Origin of the sequence: Lentisphaera marina (assembly GCF_028745505.1) — a bacterium.
In the GTDB taxonomy this organism is placed as follows: domain Bacteria; phylum Verrucomicrobiota; class Lentisphaeria; order Lentisphaerales; family Lentisphaeraceae; genus Lentisphaera; species Lentisphaera marina.
In genome coordinates, this window is sequence record NZ_JAQZZL010000002.1 from 858,908 (window position 1) to 883,846 (window position 24,939).

Sequence of the window (24,939 nt, forward strand, 5' to 3'; positions counted from 1 at the left end):
TTATGGGATGACTGTGGATTTTCTTGATCATATTGATCCCATTTTTTTAAGTTTAAAAGTTATTTTTATCTTTCACTTTGTTAAGTTGGAAGCATTATGTTTTTTATTAGCACTGACTTAAATTTTTAATAGATTTGAGTCTGATTTACCTAGAGCAATACTTTATTTAAGTTCGGCCAAGGTCCATGGCATTTTACGTTTTTTATTGTGTTTTCGAGTGTGCTTTACATCTTGCGGGGAAATTAATTTAGCTGAATTACCCCATGAATTGCGAATGTAAGTCAAAACCTCAGAAATGTACTTATCATCGTGGGAAGCAAGTGACTCCATGGCTCCTGGGTAGGTCTTGCCATCTATAGGGCCCATGAGGCCGTGAAGGGCTATTTTGATTAATTTATCTTTGTTGCCAAGAACTCTTTTTGAGCCTTTTAAAGGCGGTGCGAGCATGGTGTCAGTGCCAGCCATTGGGGTGCCTTCGCCATTTGAGCCGTGGCAGACAAAACACAATGATTTATAGTGCTTGTCGCCCGCAGTCATGATCTTTTGAAAGATGGGTCCCTTGCCGGCAAGAGCGTCTAACTGTTCTTGTTTTTTGCGCTTTTCATCTTTATCTTTGCGCCATTGAGCTAGATGATGTTTTAGTATTTCATCTTGTTCATATTTGGCGATGAATTCTTTGAGGTTTTCATGGGAATTTGAGTCTTTAAGGCTTAAAAAGACTTGAGTAAGAACTGGCTTGGACTGGGCATTTTTAATAATATTTTTTAATTCACTCAAGATATCTTTGTCAGCTTCTTCGATTAAGGATTCTGAACTTCTGATTGCGTGAATAGCAAGACGTTCATCGCTGGATTTTATCTGAGTAAGAATAAAATCTTTATCCAAAGCTTGTAGTCCTTCAAGAGTCCAGAGGATTTCAATTGTCTCTTGGGTATTAGTAGATTTAGATAAAGCTTTTTTGAGGAGGGGGACAATACTTTTGTCATTGCGAAGGATGAGTATCTTTCTAGCGGTACTTCTCATCCAGCCATTTTTCATGGCAAGCAGCGGGATGATCTCTTCAGAGCTTTTTTTCAAGATCTCGGGGCGAGCAAATTTAGCTGAGTAATCCTCTGGTATTAGGCGATAAATTCGTCCCATCTGAATGTTTTTTGCGAGTCCATATTGATCTATAATGTTACGGAGGTAAGAGCCTTTTTTTGTCCAGTTACCTTCCTGGATAATACCTCGGTACATATCCACGATATACAGAGCACCATCGGGGCCAGTTTTTAAGTTTACGGGGCGGAAATTAGCATCTGTGGATCGAATGAACTCTGAATTGGGGAAGACATTGCGCATTTGTTTGAAACCAAGTGAGGTATCGACTTTTGTCATGCGAATTAGGCGACCCACAGGTTCTGCAAGGAGGTAGTTGCCGTAAAACTCCGGCATGAGTTCTCCGCGATAGACAGTTTGCCCACAGGCAGCGGTGACATGATTGAGCGTATTATCTTCTCTTAGTCTTCTCTGACCACCTTGAGTGTCGGGAATGTTATCGATGGGCCAGACTTTATTAAAGTCCTTTTCCAGTTCATTGGGGAATCTGTAATTTGAATAGTGTACTGGAGCTTGAAAATATTCGAAACTTTTTTCAGGACCCGCAGCACCGATGGCAAGATTACCATCATCATCATGTCCCAAACCCCATTGTCCCTTTAGGTTTCCACGGAAAGCTTTTTGGACTTTACCATCGACAATTTTTAGACTGAAGTCGCTTTTAGTCGTATAAATCCAGTTGTCAATATTCCAAATTAAGCCGCTTGCCTGGTGCTCTAAATTACCGCCGCGGCGCCCCCCCTTAAACCATATTGTTTTTTCATCTGCAGAACCATCGCCATTGGTGTCGCGGTAGGCGTAGATATCGAATGTATTGGTTTCGCATACAAGAATTCGGTCATCCAATGGAAGAATCATGCGGGGGAGCACTAAACCGTCAATAAAAACGGAGGACTTATCCATGGTGCCATCGCCATCTAAATCAGTCAATTTCATGACGCGGCTAGTTTTGTTATATTGACCTTTGCCATCTGCATCCTGCATGTAGGTTTTCATCTCAATGACATACATGTCGCCATTGGCATCCCATACGCAGTCAACGGGTTCGGTGATCATGGGCTCAGAGGCAACAACTTGTAGTTTATAACCCTCGGGGACTTGAATAGTCTTCATGCTCTCTGTAGGGCTGAGTGCTTTGACTTGCTCATAAAGAGAAACTACTGGTTCCGCCATTAAGGAAGAGCCCAAAAGTATGAAGCTTAGAAATTTTTTGTTCATAAAAAAGCCGTGATATATTTAATATTAATAATATAAGAGCACTAAACTTAGTCTGTGTAACAAATTAGATTTCACAAAGCTATTAATTTTTTAAAATACTTAAAAAACAGCTTTGAGCTTTATATTTAAATGTATATCAATTCAGGGCTTTTCTTAATTGATCCCTTTTTTACATGCAATCTCTTGCTAATTGAGTTATTTTGTGGACCAGCGTTTATCTGCTATTCAGATGTGGACTATTTCTTCCACTCAACTTTCTTATCAAATACAAACCAGTCAATATTGAACATGCCGCCCCCTTGTCCGGTAAAGACTAGATAGAGATCCTGCTTGCCGCTCAGGCCGCTTACATCGCAGGACATCTCTTCCCAGAAACCCCAGTTTCCAGTAGGTTTCGTAAGAAAACAAGACGCTGGAGTTTAGGTATCGAAGGTTTTAATGTTGGGCCGGGAATATGGTAATATATATTTGAATAATTTTGCGTAATTACTTAATTTTTCTCATTTTATAGTCCGCGGCACCTTTAATTGCAGCCTCGATGTAATCTTTATGTAAGCGCACAGTAAGCTTTTTGCCGTTGGGGACGATAATTACGGCATCTTGAGAAGTAACAGACACAACAGTGGAAGAGAGTTTTTTGTAAATTTTACCATTCCATTTTACAGTAAGATTCACAGTCGGAAGCCTAGGATCTCGAGTCTGATTGATGGGTACCTTTTTAACTGCCTTTACTTTTGGTTTTACTTTTCCCTTACCATTACATCTGAGGCATGTACGAGTTCCCATTCCCTTCATTTTTGAGGTAAGTCTTTTCTTGCCTTTGCACTTTTCACAGGTGATATAATGAGATGTGTCTTTCACTGATTTTTTATCAACACTACCCTTTCCCTTACAGCGCTTACAGGGAGTCGGACCTGCCCCCTTAAAGGATGACTGACTTGTGGATAGGCCTAAACATTCAGGGCAGGAAGTGTATTCAATGTGTGGGTTCTTACAGGCTCTTCTCTGCAGTTTTCCTACACCATTACATTGAGTACATGTACGAGCTGTAGAATCTTTGAGGGTAGATTTAATGATGCCCTTTCCCTTACATTCATAGCAACTAATGATTTGCTCGCCATTTTTAATTGGATTAGCTTTTTCTTTTTTTGATTTTGGCGCCATTCCTTCCCCTCTGCAAGAAGTACATTTAAGGTCTTGACCACCTTTTAATGATGATTTAAGAATGCCCAATCCGTTACAGCGAACACATTTAAATAACTCTTCTGAAGATGCCTGAAGTGATAATGTAATAACAAAAGTCAGAATGATAATTAGTATGTTTTTCATATAAGACTCTTGTCGTTTGGCCTGAGCTTGGGGCTCTTGCTATTTTTAGCTCCACAGCATTTAGCATAGGCATTTCTTACACTGATGTGAATCAATATTACTTTAGGGTGTATCGCATAGGATTGTGACTTCATGAGAACTTCCTGGGAATTTGTGAGAATACCTAAAAGATATGTCAAAATGAAAGTAATAACCTTAACAATCCTCTCAAAAAACAGCATTATATAAACAGGGTGAGAAGAGGCTTTTTGAGAATAAAAAAGAAATGTTGCTGTAATACCGCTAATGCTAGGATAAGTAAAACTTAGACGAAGAAAATTTTTTTTTATAGAGTGGATCCTATAGTTTTATTGACTTGACCGCGGTTTATTTCTCCACAGCAAAGCTGATCTGCATTCTCCACAAATGGAAACAGCCTCAATCCACAATACGGGCTTCAGGGGGAGAGGAGAGTTCGCCGTAGCTGAGCACAGCCTGCGCTTATCCCATGTGATAACTACGTCAAAATTGCCTTGATCTATCAGCTTCATTGACTTACAGCTTTTTTCAAAAGACCTAGGGGAGTGTTCCTGCATAAAGTTGTAAAGTTCTGAAAACAAAATCACTACAGGATTATTTCAAAGCCAACTTATGGATAGCTTATACAAATTTGGCTCAACTCAATGGGATCACTAATCTCCAGCTTTTGTTTGAATGCAGTCAATCCAGTTTTAGAATCAAACATTAAAAAAAATATCCACCATCATCTTGCATGAGCTGAAGAATAAAGCGAACAATATCACCTTAGGGTCTTCCCATGTCATACCAATTTTCAATTTCCTGATCAGAAAGTGCTCGTGAATATATGGCTACCTCATCGATCCAACCATTCCACTCTCTGCCTGGCCGCTCGGAGTTTCCGCCAATCCATATCGGTTGGTAATCATACCTAATTGCTCCACTTCTTGCTCTACTATTTTCTAGTTTACCATCTACAAAAACCTTTGCTGTTGTCCCATCATAGGTGCCAGCCACCATATGCCATTGACCATCAGCCACGGATGTGGATGCTTGCAGATCAGCATCACCGCTTGGACCATTTAGGCTGAAAGCCACTGTATCAGTGTCTCCTTTTCGCGCTAAACGCCAAGTATGGTCGCCTTTTGTAATGATTCCTGTCCAAATTTCTGGCCAGTCAACCCACTTTACCCAGGCAATCAGTGTAATCGATTCAGTTATCGAAACAGATTGAGCTCCCAACTCGATGCGACCATCGTTCCCAGGAGGATTGTAAATAGCCACTTTCCCAGGCCAACGTCCAGTGTCCCTCAACAGACCATTAACCGCTTTTCCATCAAAAACCTCCGGATCGTACTTATCGATTCCGGTTCCTTCAGCCTCATTGCTAAGGACAGTCGAGTCACCGCCTGATAACATTCTGTGATGTGCAAGGTTCTGTTGGTCGATTCGTATATTATTGCTGAATCCAAGCCAGTTTGCATAACGGGCCTTAGCTCTCGATTGACTAAATACCGGCAACAGGATTGATGCCAATATTCCAATAATGGCTACCACCACAAGAACCTCAATTAAAGTAAATTTTGATTTTACAAAATGACCTTTTTTTCTTAAAAAGAAATCTTGCATGAAATTGCTCCTTTAGTTTTCGGTTTAGATATCTTTCTAAATATAAGACTCTTGTCGTTTGGCCTAAGCTTAGGGCGCTTGCTATTTTTAGCCCCACAGCATTTAGCATAGGCATCTCTTACACTGATGTGAATCAATATTACTTTAGGGTGGATCGCATAGGATTGTGACTTCATGAGAACTTCCTGACAATTTGAGAGATTAATTAAAAGATAAGTCAAAATCAAAGTAATAACCTTAACAATCCTCTCAAAAAACAGCATTATATAAACAGGGTGAGAAGAGGCTTTTTGAGAATAAAAAAGAAATGTTGCTGTAATACCGCTAATGCTAGGATAAGTAAAACTTAGAAGAAGAAAAATTTTATTTATAGAGTGGAGCCTATAGTTTTATTGACTTGACCGCGGATTATTTCTCCACAGCAAAGCTTATCTGTATTCTACACAAATGGAAACACCCGCAATCCGCAATCCGCAATCTGCAATACGGGCTTCAGGCGGAGAAGAGAGTTCACCGTAGCTGAGCACAGCTTGCCCTTATTCCATGTGATATCTACGTCAAAATTGCCTTGATCTTTCAAGTCCTTCACTCTGCCTTTTGGTAATTTCGAAGGTAGGGCAGGGCACATGTGCAGCTCACCCACGTTGGATTGCAGAAGCATTTCTACTAAGCCTGAGGTAGCTCCGGCATTCGCGTCGAGTTGAAAGGGCGTACACAGCGGATTGGCAAAGCATTGCTCAAAACACACTCCCTCGTCCGACAAAATATAGATAATATTCGGCCTGGATTGAGCCAAATCTTTGCTTTGCTCAGCTGCTGATGCCGACAGTGTTAATAGCCCGACTACTAATAGTGTTAGATATGATTTTGTTGACACTTGATTTCAACTCGTTTTTGTTATCTATAAAGAATGCTCTTTATAAAAAACAGAGCGGTAATACAGCACCGTCCCCGTTCACCGAGAATCCTAAAGGGGCTCCACAAAAGACCAGTCCCCTGCGGATTCCCTTTGATTTCATTTTTTTTGTTGTGATTCAACGACCTGAATACGATCCGATTTTATCTAATGGAATGAAATTCCAGGGAAGAAGGAGAGGCTTTATTGATTCCAAGGAATCTGCATTAACTTTCTTTTTCTCTATTTTATTGGCAAAGGAAAATGCATGTTTATGTCCTCCCAGACGGCTAGGAGCGAAAATCTGATTACCAATCAAGTAGCACAGATTATCATCACCGTTCATAAGGTCTTTAACCATCGGATATTTACTCTTCCAGGCTTCTGACTGCCAATCGGTCTCTTTCAACATTTGTCTTGAACGAGCATGCCCACGAATGTAACTCCCCCACTCTTCACCGACCAGAATACCTCCACTCCAACTAAATGCACTATGCCAGTCGATAAATATATTTCCTTCCGTATAGTTATCAGTTCCTCTGTTATTCTGAACAGCACCGAAGCCTTTATGAGACCCCTTACGGAAAACGTTCTCAGAAATCATGAAACCACAGATTGCATCATCGAAACGAACTGCGGCCGCTCCCATATGCGATGACTCGTTGATGATGCGGTCAAAATCATTCCAACGGATGATGTTGCCCCGGTAGAGTGGATTTGCCCACATATCGATTGCACCTTGATCTCCGGATTCGTAAACGCAATTGAAGAAATAATTCAATTCGATCAAAGCATCACATGCTTCCAAGCGAATCGCACTACTTGGAATATCGGTAAACGAGTTATGTCGCACTTTAATACCCATCCCTTCAAGTAGAAGAGCTGGCGTATACGTGCGATCAATGCGTGACAGGTTGGAGAGATGGCAGTTCTCAACAATTGAATTTGCCGGAATAAGTTTCTGCCAGTCACCACATAAAAGGTCAATGGCACCGCGTCCCGTGCTGTTTATACGGCATGAGTGCAACATGTGTCGTACTCCTCCCATGATCTTTATGCCCAGTCCGGAACAGTTCTGAATATCTACCCCGCTGATCAGTAGGTCAGAACAGTTCGTCATGGACAGAGCATCTCCACGAATAAAATTGAGTTTAAGATCACGCAACTGGAGAAAGGAACAGTTGTCAGCAACTAAAGGAGTATTGAATGATGAGATGATACATGTTTTGGGATCGAAACCTTCTGGGGGCAAAAAGTAAATTCTGCTATTCTTTGAGTCTAGGTGCCATTCTCCTGGCAGATCAATCTCACACAAAGCATTAATCACATGACCTAGCGAATGAGGACCATCAATCATTTTAACTCCAGAGATATTAATTGGTGGAGCAAGATTGATTTTTCCATTGGCTTCAATATCCGCTACTTTTTCATAAACATCTGCCCAGCTCCAAGCAATATATCCGTGTATCCATAGATCCTTTTCTTTAGCCCATTGTTCACTACGAGCTTCCTTTTTCTCGGGAACTCTATTCAAAAAGAAAGTTGTTTCTTTCTCATTCGGCCAGCGTGCCATCATTTGCACATTGTTATTGAGAAATAGTTCCGGAACAGGAAAGGTCTTAAAACGATGATCGGAACGAGGCGTAAGAGATGCCCGTGAACTTTGAAATCCACCAAAGACGAGTTCGCCCATATCTTTTATCCCATGAGCTTTCAAATCACAAACAAGTACTTTTTCCTTCACGCCATCTGGAAGACGCTCAAGAATAGACTTGTCTGTAACTTTTTCCCAATTCTTCAAAACAGTTCCACCTGTCAATTCCGCCGGGTTGTCAGGATGTTCTGATCTAATGATCAATGGACTTTCAGCCGTCCCAGAGTCATCTTTTGTCAGTTTCATCGTCTCTTTTATAAGATAGCGTCCAGAAGCTAGAACGATTTCAATCGAGCCGTTACCTGGAGACTTACGTAGTTGTCTTGCTCGTTTTATAGCACTTTCTATGGATGAAAATGGTTTAGCTTTGGAGCCAGCTCCACCAGGGCCAGCTGAAGCACTGACATAAATGCTTGACCGTACTTTGCCAATAGTCGGTATTGGGGTTCTTTGTAATCCCGGATTCGGCTTGCCGCTAATGACTACCTTCATCTCTTTGGCTGCCAGTGCATGGTGTTCAGGAACATAGTCCATCTTATCAAGAAGAGCTAATGTCTTCAGGCAGGCATCGTTATCACGTGACGCCAGTTGAGCCTTAGCTATGCGCATGATGATTAAAGACCTGAGCATTTGCATTTTATATCGTTCAGGCAGTGTTTCCAAAATTGTCTTATATATAGGTATGGCAGATTTAGGTGATTTTTTAAGCCACTCCTGATCCGCATGATCAAACAGGGACACAATCCTCGCATTCTCCTCAAGCACTCTTGCTGCTTCCCCCTCCTTAAATTCAGTCTCCTTAATCTTTGCTATTTGTACCTCGTTCAGTTTAGGAACTGTTAAATATTCACCTTTAATAACCCCTAGCTTAAGCTTGGGTCCTGACCATCCTGCGGAAAAATGACCGCCACCACTGCTTTGCTTCTGCAGCCCTCTAATTAAATATTTCCGGCCTTTTTCAAGACGAATTTCTTTCGACTTTTGGGATGCGTGGTTTTTAAACTGATTGCGATGCGTCCATCTCGACACACTTGCTATAAGTTTTAGATTTTTGGAAGTGTCGTCACTGCTAAGCCAAAGTTCACCGCAATCATCCGCTGCAGCATAGAAGGTATATTTCCCTGTTTCTGGCACTGTTATTAATGCTGTAAAACGAGCTCCGTAACTACTCGCGCCGGAATTTAATTCAACACTCTCGACAATCTTGACTCGATCTGCGATTTCCTTGTACTTTGCTGATTGAGTAAGATCTTCCACCTTGGCGCCATTAACTTTTTCCCAGACTTCTCTAAGAACGCCATTTTTCTCAGGTAGAAACTTTTGTTCTTGGGCAGGGTCATTGGCCGCATCCGCGGCGAACAACTGACCGGCAAAGGCCAGGGCAGCTACCGTGAGGATGGTTTTTATTTTTAGTGTGTTCATGTTATATCCTTTTTCTTTTCTCGATTGTTGCTGCCTACTTTGTGCCCAGATGTATCTCGGCGAATTGAAGACCAGAGGACTTTTTCACAGATTCTGTAACCACAAGTTTGTACTTGCTGAATGACTGGCTGGTGGCTATGGTGAAATCACGCGCTTGATGGCGGGAGGAAAATTTCTCATCCGTACGTTTGTCCAGCGACGTCCATTTTTTACCATCATTTGAGCCCAAAAGTTCCCACGACTTTGGATCGCGCTCAGGCATATCGTTGGCACTGACAATGGTGTATGTTGTTGCTGCCATTGAGGACCCTTTCAATGAGAAAACAAAGGAGGCCGGGAATGTGACATTGTCATGGTAATATTTTGTGCCGTAGTCCCCGTCCACCAGTGTCTTTGGGCTGTGTTTGCCTTCAGTGTTTGCACTGGCACTGACCGACGCATCCAGTCGGCGGCTTGTCGGTTTCGGATTGTCAACTTTATGATGAGATTTGTAGGTAACAGGCTTACCGAGTTTATCGACGTTTAAATTATCTCCCATCTCTTGCTGAAGTTCGGCAAATTCGCTCTTTAATTCCTTTATCTTTGTGGCGTACTCAGGGTTATCTATTAAGTCATTCATCTCAGCCGGATCGTTCTTGATGTTGAACAGGCGCATTTTCTTTGCCGCAGTTGGATAGAAAATAAGTTTCCAGTCATCCTTCAGAATCATACGCTGAGTGTTTTGGTAACTGCCGTAAATTCTGTCATATTGAACCTTCTTCTCTCCCTTGATCAAAGGCATCAGACTTTTGAATTCCACATGTGCCGGTTTTTCGGCACCGGCAATCTCAATAGCCGTTGCCATGGCATCCTGAAGGTAGATTGGCGTATCAATTTTAGAATTTGGTTTTATCCCTGGTCCAACAACAATAAATGGAGGACGCATCGAGTGTTCATACATACTCTGCTTGCCCATAAGACCGTGATGGCCTGCAGCCAGACCGTGGTCAGCAGTAAAGATGATGTAGGTATTATCCGCTTTTCCACTCGCTTCCAGTGCATCCAGCATACGCCCGATATGGTGATCCATATAGGTAATTGATGCGTAGTACTCCTGACGGTTGCGTTTGACAGCGTATTCTGTACGCGGGTAAGGAGCCAATCTCTCGTCACGTAGATTTTTCCCGCAGATCGCGTTGGCGTATGGATATTCAGGCAGATAGTTTTTCGGAACCTTGATCGAATCAAGCGGGTACATATCCACATACTCTTTTGGAGCCTGACGCGGGTCATGCGGCGCGTTAAAGGCCAGATACATGAAGAAGGGCTTGTCATCATTCTTGACCTGTTCAAAGAACGTAAGAGTATTATCGGCCACCACCTGAGTCCAATGGGTTTTCCCTGCCCAGAATCCCCCGTGTTTTTTGTCCCATGGCAGCCATTCGCTCTCATAGAGCTCAGGATTAAAAGTGCGCCTATAGCGTGCGGCAGCCTGATTCGGCATACTGCCACGCACATCCTTCAGTACGTCAAAACGCGGTTTGCCGGGACAATTGACGTGCCATTTTCCAGTGATATAGGTTTTATATCCGGCACCCTTCATAATTTCAGACCAGTGTGGATACTGTTTGACACCTTGATCGGCCCGGTGGACAAATTGGCCCGAGTTGAGCATGGCGCGACTGGCAACACATACCGCGGCGCTCCGAGATCCCATATTATAGGTGTGGGTAAACGATACCCCACGGTTAACCAAACGGTCAAGATTGGGCGTTTTAATATTCAATTGTCCGTACGCACCAATCGATTCATAGGTCTGATCATCTGCAAAGATAAACATGACGTTCGGCTTTTCCGCAGCACCTTCCGCGGCTGACAACTGGCCGGCAAAGGCCAGGGCAGCTACCGTGAGGATGTTTTTTATTTTTTGGGTTATCATGTTATATATCTTTTTTTCTTTTGATAAAATGAATAGCTTCGCGGGTAAATTTTCTCATTATTTATTGATAGGTCGTAAAATGACAGCCTTCAAATTGAACAAAGCCTCGCTCTTTTTTTCGGTCATCTTGAGACTGAATGTGTAATTGGTGATCTCTGGTAAATTCAAAACTCCAGCATTCAGCTCCTGATACTTTTCCCAAGCACCGGTTTGATTCACTGTGCCCGTAAGCTTCTGCTCAGCAGCTTCCAAGACAAACTGACTGCCTCCTTTGGGGGATGCACAAATTAGTAAGACCCTGTACTGACCAGGGATCACCACCTCTTGCTTCCAAGTGGCGACATTGTCTTCCGAGGACCAGTAACCCAGGTTCTTGTTTTTACCCTCATATTTGAGTGTGCCAGAACCCGTGATTTCAGCTTTTTTAGCACTTAACAATAGATCGCCCTCTTTCAATGGCACACTTGCATCTGGCAACTCGAAGGTTTTGATCGACCCCGGAGCTGCCACAAGTTTAATGACTGAGCTATACTCGTTGCTACCTTTAGCGGGTATACGAATCAGCAAAGACTTGTCCTTGTTCTCTGCACTCACTTTTTCCTCAGAATTCATGAGCATTAGCTCTTGAACGTCTGCATTTAAACCGGCCACCGTTAGCTTGCCATCTGCTGGCCAATCGAAAACGTGTAGATAAATCGTATCGCCTTTTTGAAGCACACGCCCCCAGTCTTGAAGAGGGATGTCTGCAAAATTCGTTTTATAAATCGCCTCACTATGGGTCTTGAGCCAGTCGCCCATTCCCGCTAATCGGTCAAGGCATCCTGGAGGAAACTCACCCTCGGTCGTCGGGCCAATATTGAGTAACAAGGCACCACCTTTAGAGTTGATATCTACCAGCTTTTGCACGAGCTGTTTGGTCGTCTTCCAGTTTTTATCGTGTTCTTTGTATCCCCACGAGTGATTGATGGTCCAGCAGGCTTCCCAGTAATAATCAAGTTTTGTGCCAGGTGTGAATTGCTCAGGGGTTCCGAAGTCGATTTTCGAACTGTTGCGTTTACTAACTCGGTTATTGATAATAGCTGTAGGCTGGATCTCGCGGAGGTAAGCATACAGGTCCTCACCGTCGGCCATACTCCAGTTCTTCCACCAATCCCCATCAAACCAGAAGATCTGAGTATCGTAGCGGTCGACCAACTCCTTGAGTTGATTCTTCATATATTGAACATACTCTTCCTTAGCATTGGGCCCGGCCCAATCAGGATTACCCCATTTTTTCCAAAAATCACCGCTAGCTGGTTTCTGAGTTGGGTGATGCCAATCGATGATGGAGTAGTAAGTGCCAAACTTTATACCGTGTTTTTTGCATGCCGCACTGAGCTCCCCCAGCAGGTCTTTTTCAACACCGGCCGCATCTTTGATATCGTACTCGGTGTACTTGGAATCCCATAAACAGAAGCCATCGTGGTGCTTGGTCGTGATGACCATGTACTTCATGCCGGCCTGCTTGGCCGTTTTGATCCACTCCTCGGCATTAAATTTTGAAGGATTGAATCGCTTAGCAACCTCAGAGTATTCCGCTTTAGGAATGTCTGCACCAGCTTGAATCCACTCGGCGTAACCATCGATCTGTTTACCATTCCAGGATCCTGCCAGTGTTGAGTAGGAACCCCAGTGAATGAAGAGCCCAAACTTAGCCTCATCAAACCACTGCATTCTAGCATCAAAGTCTTCTTTGCTTTCTTTAGCCGCTAGCGGACTTATACAAGCTAACGCAACTGCAGTTGCCATGAGTATGTTTTTTATTTTTGGGGTGATCATGTTATATCCTTTTATTAATTTTTTTTCGATCGCTGCTGAAATCATTTCACTTCAAACTTTACCAGATTGCCTCGGAATTCTCCTTTTGGAGCCTTGGGGTCTACGGGGTTGCCATAATCGAAACCAATACTCAAGTCTTCGGCAGGCCACTTGCTTATCCAATGGCCGCCTGTTTGAGAGCTCACGGTCTCGTTGTCGCCAACCTGCACAAACAGGTGCCCTTTATCATCCAACCCCGTCTCAAAGCTGAATTTCCCTGCTGGAGCTGGAGTTTTGACGCGCTCAAGGTGATTCTTGCCTGTCGCAACGGCAAACACCAGCTCTTTGCCGTTGAGATAGAGAGAGTAACCGACTGCGGTTCCACCATGGGCCAGAACAACTTGCTTCGCCTCGGCAGCAACTTCCATTTCTCCGCTGATTTTGAACGCCTTTTTCACTACTGCAGGTGCACTCTTTGATGCATAAACATCACCCGTCTTGATCTTCGACCAGACGAGTTTTGCGGCAACTTCCGCTTTGGTGCCTCCGGGCTTAATGCCAGTACCAATCTCCTTTTGCTTTTCGGTAATGAGACCCTCGAGGCGTTTGAAGACTTCAGGATACTTGTCTGCGACATTCTTTTTTTCTCCTGGATCAGACTCTAAATCGTACAATGCTCCTTTGCTTCCCGCCTTCCTCTTTAAGCCATAAGCGCCTCCACCGAGGAACTCCTGCAGCTTCCATTTGCCACTGCGAACGGCCTGTACATCCCAGCCATATACATAAAAGAAGTCTTTCTCAGGTACCTCTCCTTCTTCAAGGGCAAGGAGTGGCCAAATGTTTTGCCCATCGATCACTCTGTCGTTCGGCAGTGGCTGACCCGCCAGTGTTGCAATCGTTGGGAACAGATCCAACATGGAAGCGACCTGGGAACATTCTCTACCGGCAGCCACCTTCCCGGGCCAGCGCATGATCATCGGTACACGTTGACCACCCTCATGAGTTGAAAATTTTCCACCCTTCAGGGGCTTGGCTCTTCCACTCAGCTCCCCCAAACCAAGCCAGGGGCCGTTGTCCGAGGTGAAAATGACCAGGGTATTGTCGTCAATATTCAGTTCTTTCAATGTTGTCAGCAGACGCCCGACATTGAAATCCAGTTCCTCAATGGTATCACCATAGAAGCCCTGCTTGCTCTTGCCACGGAATGCGTTGCTCGCTGCAAGGGGGATGTGGGGCATCGCGTGCGGCAGATAGACAAAAAACGGCTTATTATCATTTGCATTGGTTTTGATAAATTTTATGGCTTCATCGGTATAACGCTGAGTCAGGGTCGTCTGAATCACCGGAAACTCAATCACCTCTTCATTGAGCATAAGAGGCAACTGAAATTTCTCATGGGGACTTGTTAAGCCACCGCCCTTCTTCGAATAGGCGCCAGATCTGATTTTATCCACCGTAGCTCCTCCGTTGAGCTTCAGGTCAGATGCCAGGGGTGCTGTTTTATCAATCCACATATCGTTGCTGTAGGGAATCCCCAAGTAGTAATCAAAGCCCTGGCGAGTAGGAAGAAACTCAGGCTTGTGCCCCAAGTGCCATTTCCCGATACAAGCCGTCGCATAACTGGCCTTCTTAAGAATTTCTGCAATGGTCACCTCTTTTGAGGGAAAACCATGGGAGTCACGCGGGAATAGCACTTTGGGTACATTACAGCGGGTCGGATAACGTCCGGTTAACATCGCAGCACGCGAAGGTGAGCATACTGCATTTGCCGAATAAAAATCGGTAAACCGAACACCTTCAGCAGCCATGCGGTCGAGGTTGGGTGTACTGATATCTTGCGCCCCATAGCATCCTGCATCGGCATACCCCATATCATCGGTGAAAATCAGTATCACGTTGGGGGTCTTTGCTGCAGTTTCCGCCGCGAACAACTGGCCGGCAAAGGCCAGTACAGCTACCGTGAGCATGGTTGTTATTTTTTGGGTTATCATGTTATATTCTTTTTTAGTTTTTCTACCCGTACTTTGACTGGTTTTTTCCCGAGCGACTCAAGGAGCTATTTCACACCCGTGCACGTGATTCTTTTGTCGTCAGAGCCGACGGCAACACCCGCTATCCGCAGCACGGGTTTCAGGCCGGAAAGAGATCTTACCGTCGCAGAAGTCAACTTCCCCTCATCCCATGCTATATCCACTTCAAAATTTCCCTGAGCTTTCAAGCCCTTCACACTGCCTTTGGGCCATTTGGAAGGCAAAGCTGGAAGCATGTGCACCTCACCCATGTGTGATTGGAGAAGCATCTCAGTCACTCCTGAGGTCGCACCGAAGTTTCCGTCAATTTGAAATGGCGGATGCGTGTCAAACAAATTAGCCATCACACTATGCTTCATCAGTTCTGAGAGGAGCCTATGTGACCTGTCGCCATCGGCCAAGCGGGCCCAGAAATTAATTTTCCAAGCTTTACTCCAGCCTGTTCCGCCATCTCCACGAGCGTTGAGAGATATTCTTGCTGCCTCTGCATATTTAGGTGTCAGCGCTGGAGAAATCTGTCTGCCAGGATGTAATGCGAATAAATGCGAAACGTGTCTATGTTTATTACCTCGGTTATCCCAATCTTCTTTCCACTCCTGCAATTGCCCCCAATGGCCGATCCGCAGTCCGGGATCCAGTTTAGCCAGCTTCGCTTTCAGAGTATCCCGAAAGGCGGCATCAACCCCTAACACCTCGGTTGCTGCAATGGTGTTTTCAAACAGTTCCAATACAATTTGCTGGTCCATACTGGAGCCGGCGCTATGCCTACCGTGTTCAGGTGAAAATGATGGCGAGGAAACGAGCTTGCCATCCCGCGGATCGGTGACCAGAAAATCGACCCAGAACAGGCAGGCCTCTTTCATGATCGGATAGCCAAGCTCCTTCAGGAATTTCTTGTCTTGGTTGAAGGTGTAATGCTGCCAGATATGCTGACAATTCCACGCCGCGCCTGCAGGTGCCCAGAAGGCATTAAAATAATGACTAAGCCCGGTCTTACCCCAAATACTCTGTCCATGCCCCGCGATAAAACCTTTGGCACCAAACTGAGCCGCGGTCTTTCTGCCAGGTACCAGTTGAGCGTTCATGAAATCAAAAAGCGGCAGGTGACATTCACCTAAGTTCGTCATCTCAGCCGGCCAATAATTCATCTGGAGGTTGATGTTATACCAGTAGCCTGAAGTCCAAGGGGGATTGTTACTATTGTTCCAGATACCCTGCAAATTGGCAGGCAGCGTCCCTTTACGGGATGAGCTGATCAGCAGGTATCGACCGTACTGGAAGAACAACCTTTCAAGGGCGCGATTATCCCCGTTGTAGGATGCTCTCTGCTCATTCGTTGGTTTGGATTGGGGTTTTTGATCGAGATTCAGACGAACGCGATCAAACAATGACTTGTAGTCTTTCTGGTGCGTTGCTTTGAGCAATTGGCGACCTTTTGCAGTGGCAGCGGCTAGCGTCTTTGTCACTCTATCATGTGGATGCTCCCCCTGATAATCCGGGTAGACATCAACGTAAGAAGTCCCTGCGGTCAGGATGATCGTTGCAGAATCAGCACCTGCCACCTCGATGCCTTCGCCATGTTCGGTCGTCGTTCCACCGCTAGCCAGCACTTTATACTGAGTCTCGTGCTGGAGCTTGTTCTTTAACGTGCCTGAAGATGTGACCACACCCTCTTTGACCGAAGAGCTTACCTTGTGAGCAAAGTCAAAACGGGTTTTAAAGGAAATAGAGCCAGGCTTATCCGCCTTCAAATGGATCACGAAAACATTGTCAGGATAGCTGACAAAATACTCGCGGCTGTAGTTGATGCCGCCCTTGGTATAGCGCACACCACCCGTTCCTTGTGCGAGATCAAGTTTTCTGCAGTAATGACTTATGCCACCTTTACCGCTATCAGGAGATTTAAAGCCACCAATATCAGCCAACTGCATCTCAGTGCCTTTGTTATTCTCCATCTCAAACCGATAATGCATATAAGCTTTCTTACTCGAGGTCGTGAATGACAGCTCCTGCTTCCTGTGAGGAAAATCGATTCCAGACCTGGTATCAATAACAGCCCAACTTTTGCCATCATTCGATGCTTTCACTGTCCAGTTAGCTGGATCTCGGTCTGGCGAGTCGTTCGCGGATGTAAAAGAATACTCCGGCAAGGCTCGGGCCTCAGTCAAATTAACCTGCACCCAAAAAGGGGCGTTATTCTCAGCTCCGGTAAACCATTTTGTGTTTGGATTATTATCCAATAGCATGGCACCAGTCTCCTTTGGAGCATTTTCGGAACTAGTGGCAACTTGCGTAGTCCCTCCAAAATCGAGGTAAAAGTTTCCCAGGGTCTGGTACGCACCCATATTTTGTTGTGTTCCTCGCAGTGCGTGCATAGCCTCCCTGGCACCATCCCAGTCTTTGGCGTTGATTTTTTTGCGCACCGTTTCGAGACTGGCAACATGCCCCCCAGGGCCCGCAGTATTGCCGTAGTGATAATTTTCCATGGATCCCGGTCCGCCTGACCAGAGGCTCTTTTCATTGATGTTGAATTGTTCGCTTTCTACTCCGCCAAAGAACATGGCACCAATACGACCATTGCCCAATGGCAAGGCCTCTTGTTCCCATTTCTTGGCAGGACTTGAATACCAAAGTTTAAGATCATCGGCTTTTTGAACCTTTTTTTCAGACTCAAAGGCGAATACAGCTCCAGAAAAAGCGAGTGCAGCTACCGTGAGCATGGTTTTTATTTTTTGGGTTATCATGTTATATCCTTTTTCTTTTCTTGATTGTTGCTGCCTACTTTGTGCCCAGATGTATCTCGGCGAATTGAAGACCAGAGGACTTTTTCACAGATTCTGTAACCACAAGTTTGTAATTGCTGAATGACTGGCTGGTGGCTATGGTGAAATCACGCGCTTGAAGGCGGGAGGAAAATTCCTCATCCGTACGTTTGTCCAGCGACGTCCATTTTTTACCATCATTTGAGCCCAAAAGTTCCCACGACTTTGGGTCGCGCTCAGGCATGTCGTTGGCACTGACAATGGTGTATGTTGTTGCTGCCATTGAGGACCCTTTCAATGAGAAAACAAACGACGCCGGGAATGTGACCTTGCCATGGTAATATTTTGTGCCGTAGTTCCCGTCCACCAAGGTCTTTGGGCTGTGATTGCCTTCAGTGTTTGCACTGGCACTGACCGACGCATCAAGTCTTGGTCTTGTTGGCTTTGGTGCTACAACCTTACGCCCCTTATTGTGTTTATCTTCCCATCGAACCAGCTTATCATCAGAGAGAGGATCTCCCATCTCTTTCTTAAGTTCAGCAAATTCGCTCTTTAATTCCTTTATCTTTGTGGCGTACTCAGGGTTATCGATTAAGTCATTCATCTCAGCCGGATCGTTCTTGATGTTGAACAGGCGCATTTTCTTTGCCGCAGTTGGATAGAAAATAAGTTTCCAGTCATCCTTTAGAATCATACGCTGAGTGTTCATGTACTTTCCGTAAATTCTATCGTACTGAACCGTCTTCTCTCCCTTGATCAAAGGCATCAGACTTTTGAATTCCACATGTGCCGGTTTTTCGGCACCGGCAAGCTCAATTGCTGTAGCCATGGCATCCTGAAGGTAGATTGGCGTATCAATTTTAGAATTTGGTTTTATTCCTGGTCCAACAACAATAAATGGAGGACGCATAGAGTGCTCGTACATACTCTGCTTACCCATAAGACCGTGATGTCCTGCAGCCAGACCGTGGTCAGCAGTAAAGATAATGTAGGTATTATCTGCTTTTCCACTCGCTTCCAAAGCATCCAGCATACGCCCGATATGGTGATCCATATAGGTGATTGATGCATAATACTCCTGACGGTTGCGCTTTACCGCATACTCCGTTCGAGGATAGGGTGCCAGAATCTCGTCTCGTAGTTTTTTCCCGCAAATCTCTGCTGCATACGGGTACTCAGGCAGATAATTTTTCGGAATTTTAATCGAATCAAGCGGGTACATATCCACATACTCTTTGGGAGCCTGACGCGGATCATGTGGCGCGTTAAAGGCAAGGTACATGAAGAAGGGCTTGTCATCATTCTTGACCTTGTCAAAGAACTTAAGGGTATCATCGGCCACCACCTGGGTCCAGTGGGTTCCTCCTGTCCAGAATCCCCCGTGTCTTTCGTCCCACGGTAGCCATTCGCTCTCATAGAGCTCAGGCTTAAAGGTGCGCCTATAGCGTACGTCAGCCTGGTTCGGCATTCCACCACGTACATTTTTCGTTACATTAAAGCGCGGCTTACCTGGAACGTGCCATTTACCTGTCATATACGTGGTATAGCCGGCGCCATTCATGATTTCAGACCAGTGCGGGTATTGTTTGACACCTTGCTCAGCACGGTTGACAAATCGGCCCGAGTTGAGCATGGCGCGGCTGGCAACACATACTGCTCCGCCCCAAGCTCCCATATTATAGGTATGGGTGAATGATACACCACGTTTCACCAAACGGTCAAGATTCGGCGTTTTAATATTCAATTGTCCGTAGGCACCAATCGATTCATAGGTTTGATCATCTGCAAAGATAAACATGACGTTCGGCTTTTCCGCAGCACCTTCCGCGGCGAACAACTGGCCGGCAAAGGCCAGTACAGCTACCGTGAGCATGGTTGTTATTTTTTGGGTTATCATGTTATATCCTTACTATTAAATTTTTCTTTTTTGATTTTCAAGGTTTGCTCAGCACGTAAATCGCGCCTTCCATGGTCTTAAATTCAATAACTCCCTCATTGACGGCTTTCTTAACGGATTGTCCAGAGGTGCTGATCTGCCACATTGCAGGTTCAGGTAGTTTGACTCTGCAGGGTTTTCCGGCGAGTGAATGAATCTTCACCTCGCTTACCTCCTCATCTGTCCAGCGCGCCGTAACCTCGAATCCCCCACGGGCGCATAGTCCAGAAAAATGACCACTGGACCAAGCCTTCGGGCAGGCGGGGAGCAATTGGATGTATCCGGAATGACTCTGGATCAGCATCTCTGCAATGCCTGCTGTACCGCCAAAATTGCCGTCGATCTGGAATGGCGGATGCGTGTCCCACAGGTTGGGCATGGTTCCACGTGAGAGCAGAGTATTAAGCAGTTTGTAGGTTCGCTCTCCATCTTGAATGCGCGCCCAGGTATTCAACCGATGCGCCATGGCCCAGCCTGTGCTCTTGTCGCCGCGCATATTGAGCGATACCCGTGCAGCAGCCAGCCATTCGGGCGTCGTGTTGTTAATCAGTCCACCCGGAAACAACCCCACCAGCTGTGAAATGTGCCGATGATTCTTTTCGTGGCCAAACTCCCCATACACCGTCTCCTTTCTAAACTCCTTGATCTGACCGGAAGCACCGATCTGAATAGGGTCCAACAACGGTAACTGCCGCTTGATTTCATCAATCAAGGGGTCATCTGAAATCCCAAGTAAGGCAGCCGCTTTTATGGTGAGTAAGTGTCCCTCGTAAATCAACGACTGGTCATACGTACTCCCTGGCTGAGGAGATTTCAGATGATTCTCAGGTGAATAGGATGGTGTACATAGCAGGAGCTCACCATAACCGGGAATGTTTTGCACGACCTTCGATGTAAACAGACTGGAAGCCCGCAAAAACGGCCAGATACGTTTTAGTATATCCTTGTCCTGTGTAAACGCATAGTATTCCCACATGTTTTGAATAATAAAAGGGCCCGTTCCAAACCCTGACGTATTTCCTATTCCACCACAGTGATAGGGGGAGTTCCCTGTGCCCGCCATCATTCCGCAGTCGTCGGCCAGGGCTTTAGGGTTATGCTTTTTTACAAGCTCCACTGCCATCCGGCTCCGGGCTTCCAGCCCGGCCTCAAAAAAATCCATGAATGGACCATAGGTTTCGCGAAGATTTGTATTAAATGCCGGCCAGTAGTTCATTTGCAGGTTGATATTCGCCCAATAACCACCGGTCCATGGCGCAAATTGATGAGCATTCCAGGTTCCCTGAAGGTTCGCGGGCAGACAGCCCAGACGCGATGAGGCGATCAAAAGATAACGGCCATAATGAAAATACAAAGCTTCAAGATAGGGGTTTTGGGGGGTCTTCTTGTACTGCTCCATAAGCACATCTGTCGGAACCTTTTCCTGAGCCTGCGATTCATCAAGCTTCAGGGCGACACGCGAAAACAGTTCTCGATAGTCCTTCCGATGTACATCGCGAAGCTGAGGCCAGGTCTTTTTGCATGCGGCATCCAGCACCTTTGTAAGCTCCTCATGCGGATGCGGAAACCCCTTAAGTTTCTGACCATAATTCTCATTTGAGAACACCGATGATTCCATTTTATAATTTGTGCCGATAGAGACTATCAGGCTAACCTCATCTGCGTTCTTTATCTCAATGCCATCCGGCAAAGTGCGCACATGTCCCCCCGTTGCCACCACCTCACATTGGCCTTCATACAGGAGTCCGAATGTTTTCATTTCTCCTTTGAAAAGAATTCTGTTCTCTGACACCTCCACTTTCCCTGTGCGTGAGCTACTAAGAAATGGTAGCTTTGCCTTGACGGTAAAATTGACACTCCCTTTTTCAGATGCTGTCTCGCGCAATACAAATACCCGATCCGGATAGGAAGCGAACATTTCACGCTGATATTTAATTTTGCCGACTCGGTAGGATACACCTGCAACAGCCTCGTTCAGGTCGAGGGTTCGTTCGTAGTCCTCTACCGCTTTAGATTCGCCAATGCCGACAAAGCCGCCAATATCAGCTAACTGACACGTAGCGCCTTTGTTATTCTCCAGTTCAAACAAGAAGTGCTTATAAATATCCTTACTTGAGGTCTTAAATGACATTTTCTGATGCCTACGAGGGAAATCTATTCCGGACCTGGCATCAATAACAGTCCAATTCTTGCCATCATTGGATGCTTTCACTTTCCAGTTCAAGGGGTCCCGGTCTGGGGAATCATTAGCGGACGTAAATGAGTACTCCGGTAAGGCCTGGGCCTGGGCATCGTGCAGGACAATACGAATCCAGTGAGGACCACGCCCCACTTCGGTAAACCATTTTGTTCCTGGATTATTATCCAATAGGTTCTTCGGTACTTCCTTAGGATTGGAGGCACTGGCGGTAATAGCTTTAGGACCGCCCATATCGAGATTAGAGATCAACATAATATCGGCGAAACTTGTCAAACAACGCCTTTTCCAGGAATCATATCCCCTGTCGGCCCACAGGGATTTATCGGTAAACTGCAGTCGCTCCTCTGTAACACCACCAAAAACGTTCACACCGAAATGACCGTTTCCGAGCGGCAGGGAATACTTCTCCCACCCATGCATGGTATTTTCGGCTGGCTTATTATACCGCATTACCCACGTAGACTCCGCCGCGTTTCCGTCCGGGGCGACGTCGAATGTTTCGGCGGCAAACAACTGGCCGGCAATGGCCAGAACAGCTACGGTGAGGATAATTCTGACTTTTGGTGTGTTCATAGTATTCCTTTGATCTATTTTATCTTGATGGTGTAGACGACCTTCTTGATGGTGCCGTCTTCGTTGAAATGCATCTCATCGAAGCATGCGGAACGGCGATGAAAGCTCCCATTGTTGACATCGCCACGATGGTAAAAGAAGTACCATTTGCCCCGGAACTCGATTGCAGAGGTGTGATTCGGCGCCTGCGGCGCAGCGGAAGCCAGGATGCCACGATGGCGGGCATAGCCTTCCGGGCTGGAGTGAGTCGGTGTCTTCGGGTTCTTCGGATTGCCTGGAAACGGCAAGGGGGTGTCCGCCATCCAGTAATCTGTGTTACTTCCCTTGCGCGCCATGAAATAGTAGATGCCGTTTCGCTTGAAAATCGTGACCGCCTCGTTGACGGTCTCTTTGGAAAGGCGCTGCCAGGGCCCGTCGAGTTCGATCATATTGTCTTTGAGCTTGGCTCCCATGATATGCCAGCCCTTGTCGCCGTTATCCACCTTGTGGTCGTTGCCATAAATATAGGCCTGGCCGTCGTCGTCAACGAAGACAGTAGGGTCAAAGATCGTTGTGATCTTGTCACTTGCCGCACTTTGCCAAGGTCCAATAGGTGTTTTGCTTTTCGCTACCCCAATATGGGTTTTGTCATAAGGGAAGTAATAATAATACCAGCCGTCTTTGTATGCAACATCCGGTGCATTCATCTGTCCTTTGGCGTACTCGAACCCCTTATCTGTTCGTGGGCGCAGCACCACGCCGTGGTTGATCCAGGTCTTGAGGTCCGGACTCTCGAGGACGGAGTAGTCCTGCATCGTACCGAAACCTTTTGCCCCTTTCACGTCGCGGGAACAGTAGACATACACCTTACCGTTGAAGACTTCCGCCGCGGGATCCGGGGTATAGATGAAATTCGGGTTGTCCTTCATCCTAATGATCGGGTTACCCGCAAACTCACTCCGGCCGGGCGCTTTGTGCGCTGTCTTATGCCCTTTATTAGCAGCCCAATGGCTCGTCAATTTGTCAGCGTATTCTTTGTGTTGTGACTCCCAAGTAACCAGTTTGCCGAGCTTACCAACATCGAGTGGATCTCCCATCTCTTTCTGAAGTTCAACAAATTCGCTCTTTAATTCCTTAATCTTTGTGGCGTACTCAGGGTTATCGATTAAATCATTCATCTCAGCCGGATCGTTCTTGATGTTGAACAGCCGCATTTTCTTTGCCGCATTTGGATAGAAGATAAGTTTCCAGTCATCCTTTAGAATCATGCGCTGAGTATTCATGTACTTCCCGTAAATTCTATCGTACTGAACCGTCTTCTCTCCCTTGATCAAAGGCATCAGACTTTTGAATTCCACATGTGCCGGTTTTTCGGCACCGGCAAGCTCAATTGCTGTGGCCATAGCATCCTGAAGGTAGATAGGCGTATCAATTTTGGAATTTGGTTTTATTCCCGGCCCGACAACAATAAACGGAGGACGCATAGAGTGTTCATACATACTCTGCTTGCCCATAAGACCGTGATGTCCTGCAGCCAGACCGTGGTCCGCAGTAAAGATAATGTAGGTATTATCTGCTTTTCCACTCGCTTCCAAAGCATCCAGCATACGCCCGATATGGTGATCCATATAGGTGATTGATGCATAATACTCCTGACGGTTGCGCTTTACCGCATACTCCGTTCGAGGATAGGGTGCCAGAATCTCGTCTCGTAGTTTTTTCCCGCAAATCTCTGCTGCATACGGGTACTCAGGCAGATAGTTTTTCGGAATTTTAATCGAATCAAGCGGGTACATATCCACATACTCTTTGGGAGCCTGACGCGGATCATGTGGCGCGTTAAAGGCAAGGTACATGAAGAAGGGCTTGTCATCATTCTTGACCTTGTCAAAGAACTCAAGGGTATCATCGGCCACCACCTGGGTCCAGTGGGTTCCTCCTGCCCAGAATCCCCCGTGTCTTTCGTCCCACGGTAGCCATTCGCTCTCATAGAGCTCAGGCTTAAAGGTGCGCCTATAGCGTACGTCAGCCTGGTTCGGCATTCCACCACGTACATTTTTCGTTACATTAAAGCGCGGCTTACCTGGAACGTGCCATTTACCTGTCATATACGTGGTATAGCCGGCGCCATTCATGATTTCAGACCAGTGCGGGTATTGTTTGACACCTTGCTCAGCACGGTTGACAAATCGGCCCGAGTTGAGCATGGCGCGGCTGGCAACACATACTGCTCCGCCCCAAGCTCCCATATTATAGGTATGGGTGAATGATACACCACGTTTCACCAAACGGTCAAGATTCGGCGTTTTAATATTCAATTGTCCGTAGGCACCAATCGATTCATAGGTTTGATCATCTGCAAAGATAAACATGACGTTCGGCTTTTCCGCAGCACCTTCCGCGGCGAACAACTGGCCGCCAAAGGCCAGTGCTGCTAGCGTGAGCATGGTTGTTATTTTTTGGGTGAACATAGTATCCTTTTATTAATTTTTGAATATTTAT

The 24,939-nt window shown here is 45.8% G+C and carries 12 protein-coding genes and 1 pseudogene; all 13 read right to left on the minus strand.

What is annotated here, in order from left to right; all coding sequences use genetic code 11:
- Positions 1–162 precede the first annotated feature (162 nt).
- The gene (locus PQO01_RS14655; RefSeq protein ID WP_274314832.1) at positions 163–2,316 is read right to left on the minus strand and encodes a DUF7133 domain-containing protein; all 2,154 of its coding nucleotides are present in this window, start codon (positions 2,314–2,316) and stop codon (positions 163–165) included.
- A 236-nt stretch (positions 2,317–2,552) separates the two neighbouring features.
- Positions 2,553–2,699 (minus strand): annotated as a pseudogene (locus PQO01_RS21665) (carbohydrate-binding protein); the annotation flags it as partial.
- A 103-nt stretch (positions 2,700–2,802) separates the two neighbouring features.
- A complete protein-coding gene (locus PQO01_RS14660; protein ID WP_274314833.1) occupies positions 2,803–3,645 on the minus strand; it encodes a hypothetical protein in 843 nt (280 codons plus the stop codon).
- A gap of 783 nt (positions 3,646–4,428) precedes the next feature.
- Entirely contained in the window at positions 4,429–5,199 is a 771-nt protein-coding gene (locus PQO01_RS14665) for a LamG domain-containing protein (protein WP_274314834.1), read from the minus strand.
- A gap of 511 nt (positions 5,200–5,710) precedes the next feature.
- Positions 5,711–6,148 carry a glycoside hydrolase family 95-like protein gene (locus PQO01_RS14670; protein WP_274314835.1) on the minus strand — a complete coding sequence of 146 codons (438 nt, stop codon included), beginning with the start codon at positions 6,146–6,148 and terminating at the stop codon, positions 5,711–5,713.
- A 157-nt stretch (positions 6,149–6,305) separates the two neighbouring features.
- Positions 6,306–9,242 (minus strand): right-handed parallel beta-helix repeat-containing protein, encoded by a 2,937-nt coding sequence (locus PQO01_RS14675; RefSeq protein ID WP_274314836.1) that lies wholly within the window; start codon positions 9,240–9,242, stop codon positions 6,306–6,308.
- 34 nt (positions 9,243–9,276) lie between these two features.
- Positions 9,277–11,160 (minus strand): sulfatase-like hydrolase/transferase, encoded by a 1,884-nt coding sequence (locus tag PQO01_RS14680; protein ID WP_274314837.1) that lies wholly within the window; start codon positions 11,158–11,160, stop codon positions 9,277–9,279.
- A gap of 57 nt (positions 11,161–11,217) precedes the next feature.
- Complete coding sequence (locus tag PQO01_RS14685) at positions 11,218–12,978, minus strand: alpha-L-fucosidase (protein WP_274314838.1); 1,761 nt, start codon at positions 12,976–12,978, stop codon at positions 11,218–11,220.
- A gap of 41 nt (positions 12,979–13,019) precedes the next feature.
- Entirely contained in the window at positions 13,020–14,948 is a 1,929-nt protein-coding gene (locus PQO01_RS14690) for a sulfatase family protein (RefSeq protein WP_274314839.1), read from the minus strand.
- A gap of 65 nt (positions 14,949–15,013) precedes the next feature.
- A complete protein-coding gene (locus PQO01_RS14695) occupies positions 15,014–17,731 on the minus strand; it encodes a glycosyl hydrolase family 95 catalytic domain-containing protein (protein WP_274314840.1) in 2,718 nt (905 codons plus the stop codon).
- Positions 17,732–17,765: 34 nt separating this feature from the next.
- Entirely contained in the window at positions 17,766–19,646 is a 1,881-nt protein-coding gene (locus PQO01_RS14700) for a sulfatase-like hydrolase/transferase (RefSeq protein WP_274314841.1), read from the minus strand.
- Between the two features lie 37 nt (positions 19,647–19,683).
- Entirely contained in the window at positions 19,684–22,458 is a 2,775-nt protein-coding gene (locus PQO01_RS14705; RefSeq protein ID WP_274314842.1) for a glycosyl hydrolase family 95 catalytic domain-containing protein, read from the minus strand.
- A gap of 14 nt (positions 22,459–22,472) precedes the next feature.
- A complete protein-coding gene (locus tag PQO01_RS14710) occupies positions 22,473–24,908 on the minus strand; it encodes a sulfatase-like hydrolase/transferase (protein WP_274314843.1) in 2,436 nt (811 codons plus the stop codon).
- Between the last annotated feature and the right edge of the window lie 31 nt (positions 24,909–24,939).

Bases quoted from the DNA above. Each gene is read 5' to 3' on its own strand.
- PQO01_RS14655 (WP_274314832.1), bottom strand. From the start codon at position 2,316: ATGAACAAAAAATTTCTAAGCTTCATACTTTTGGGCTCTTCCTTAATG.
- PQO01_RS14660 (WP_274314833.1), bottom strand. From the start codon at position 3,645: ATGAAAAACATACTAATTATCATTCTGACTTTTGTTATTACATTATCA.
- PQO01_RS14675 (WP_274314836.1), bottom strand. From the start codon at position 9,242: ATGAACACACTAAAAATAAAAACCATCCTCACGGTAGCTGCCCTGGCC.
- PQO01_RS14680 (WP_274314837.1), bottom strand. From the start codon at position 11,160: ATGATAACCCAAAAAATAAAAAACATCCTCACGGTAGCTGCCCTGGCC.
- PQO01_RS14685 (WP_274314838.1), bottom strand. From the start codon at position 12,978: ATGATCACCCCAAAAATAAAAAACATACTCATGGCAACTGCAGTTGCG.
- PQO01_RS14690 (WP_274314839.1), bottom strand. From the start codon at position 14,948: ATGATAACCCAAAAAATAACAACCATGCTCACGGTAGCTGTACTGGCC.
- PQO01_RS14695 (WP_274314840.1), bottom strand. From the start codon at position 17,731: ATGATAACCCAAAAAATAAAAACCATGCTCACGGTAGCTGCACTCGCT.
- PQO01_RS14700 (WP_274314841.1), bottom strand. From the start codon at position 19,646: ATGATAACCCAAAAAATAACAACCATGCTCACGGTAGCTGTACTGGCC.
- PQO01_RS14705 (WP_274314842.1), bottom strand. From the start codon at position 22,458: ATGAACACACCAAAAGTCAGAATTATCCTCACCGTAGCTGTTCTGGCC.
- PQO01_RS14710 (WP_274314843.1), bottom strand. From the start codon at position 24,908: ATGTTCACCCAAAAAATAACAACCATGCTCACGCTAGCAGCACTGGCC.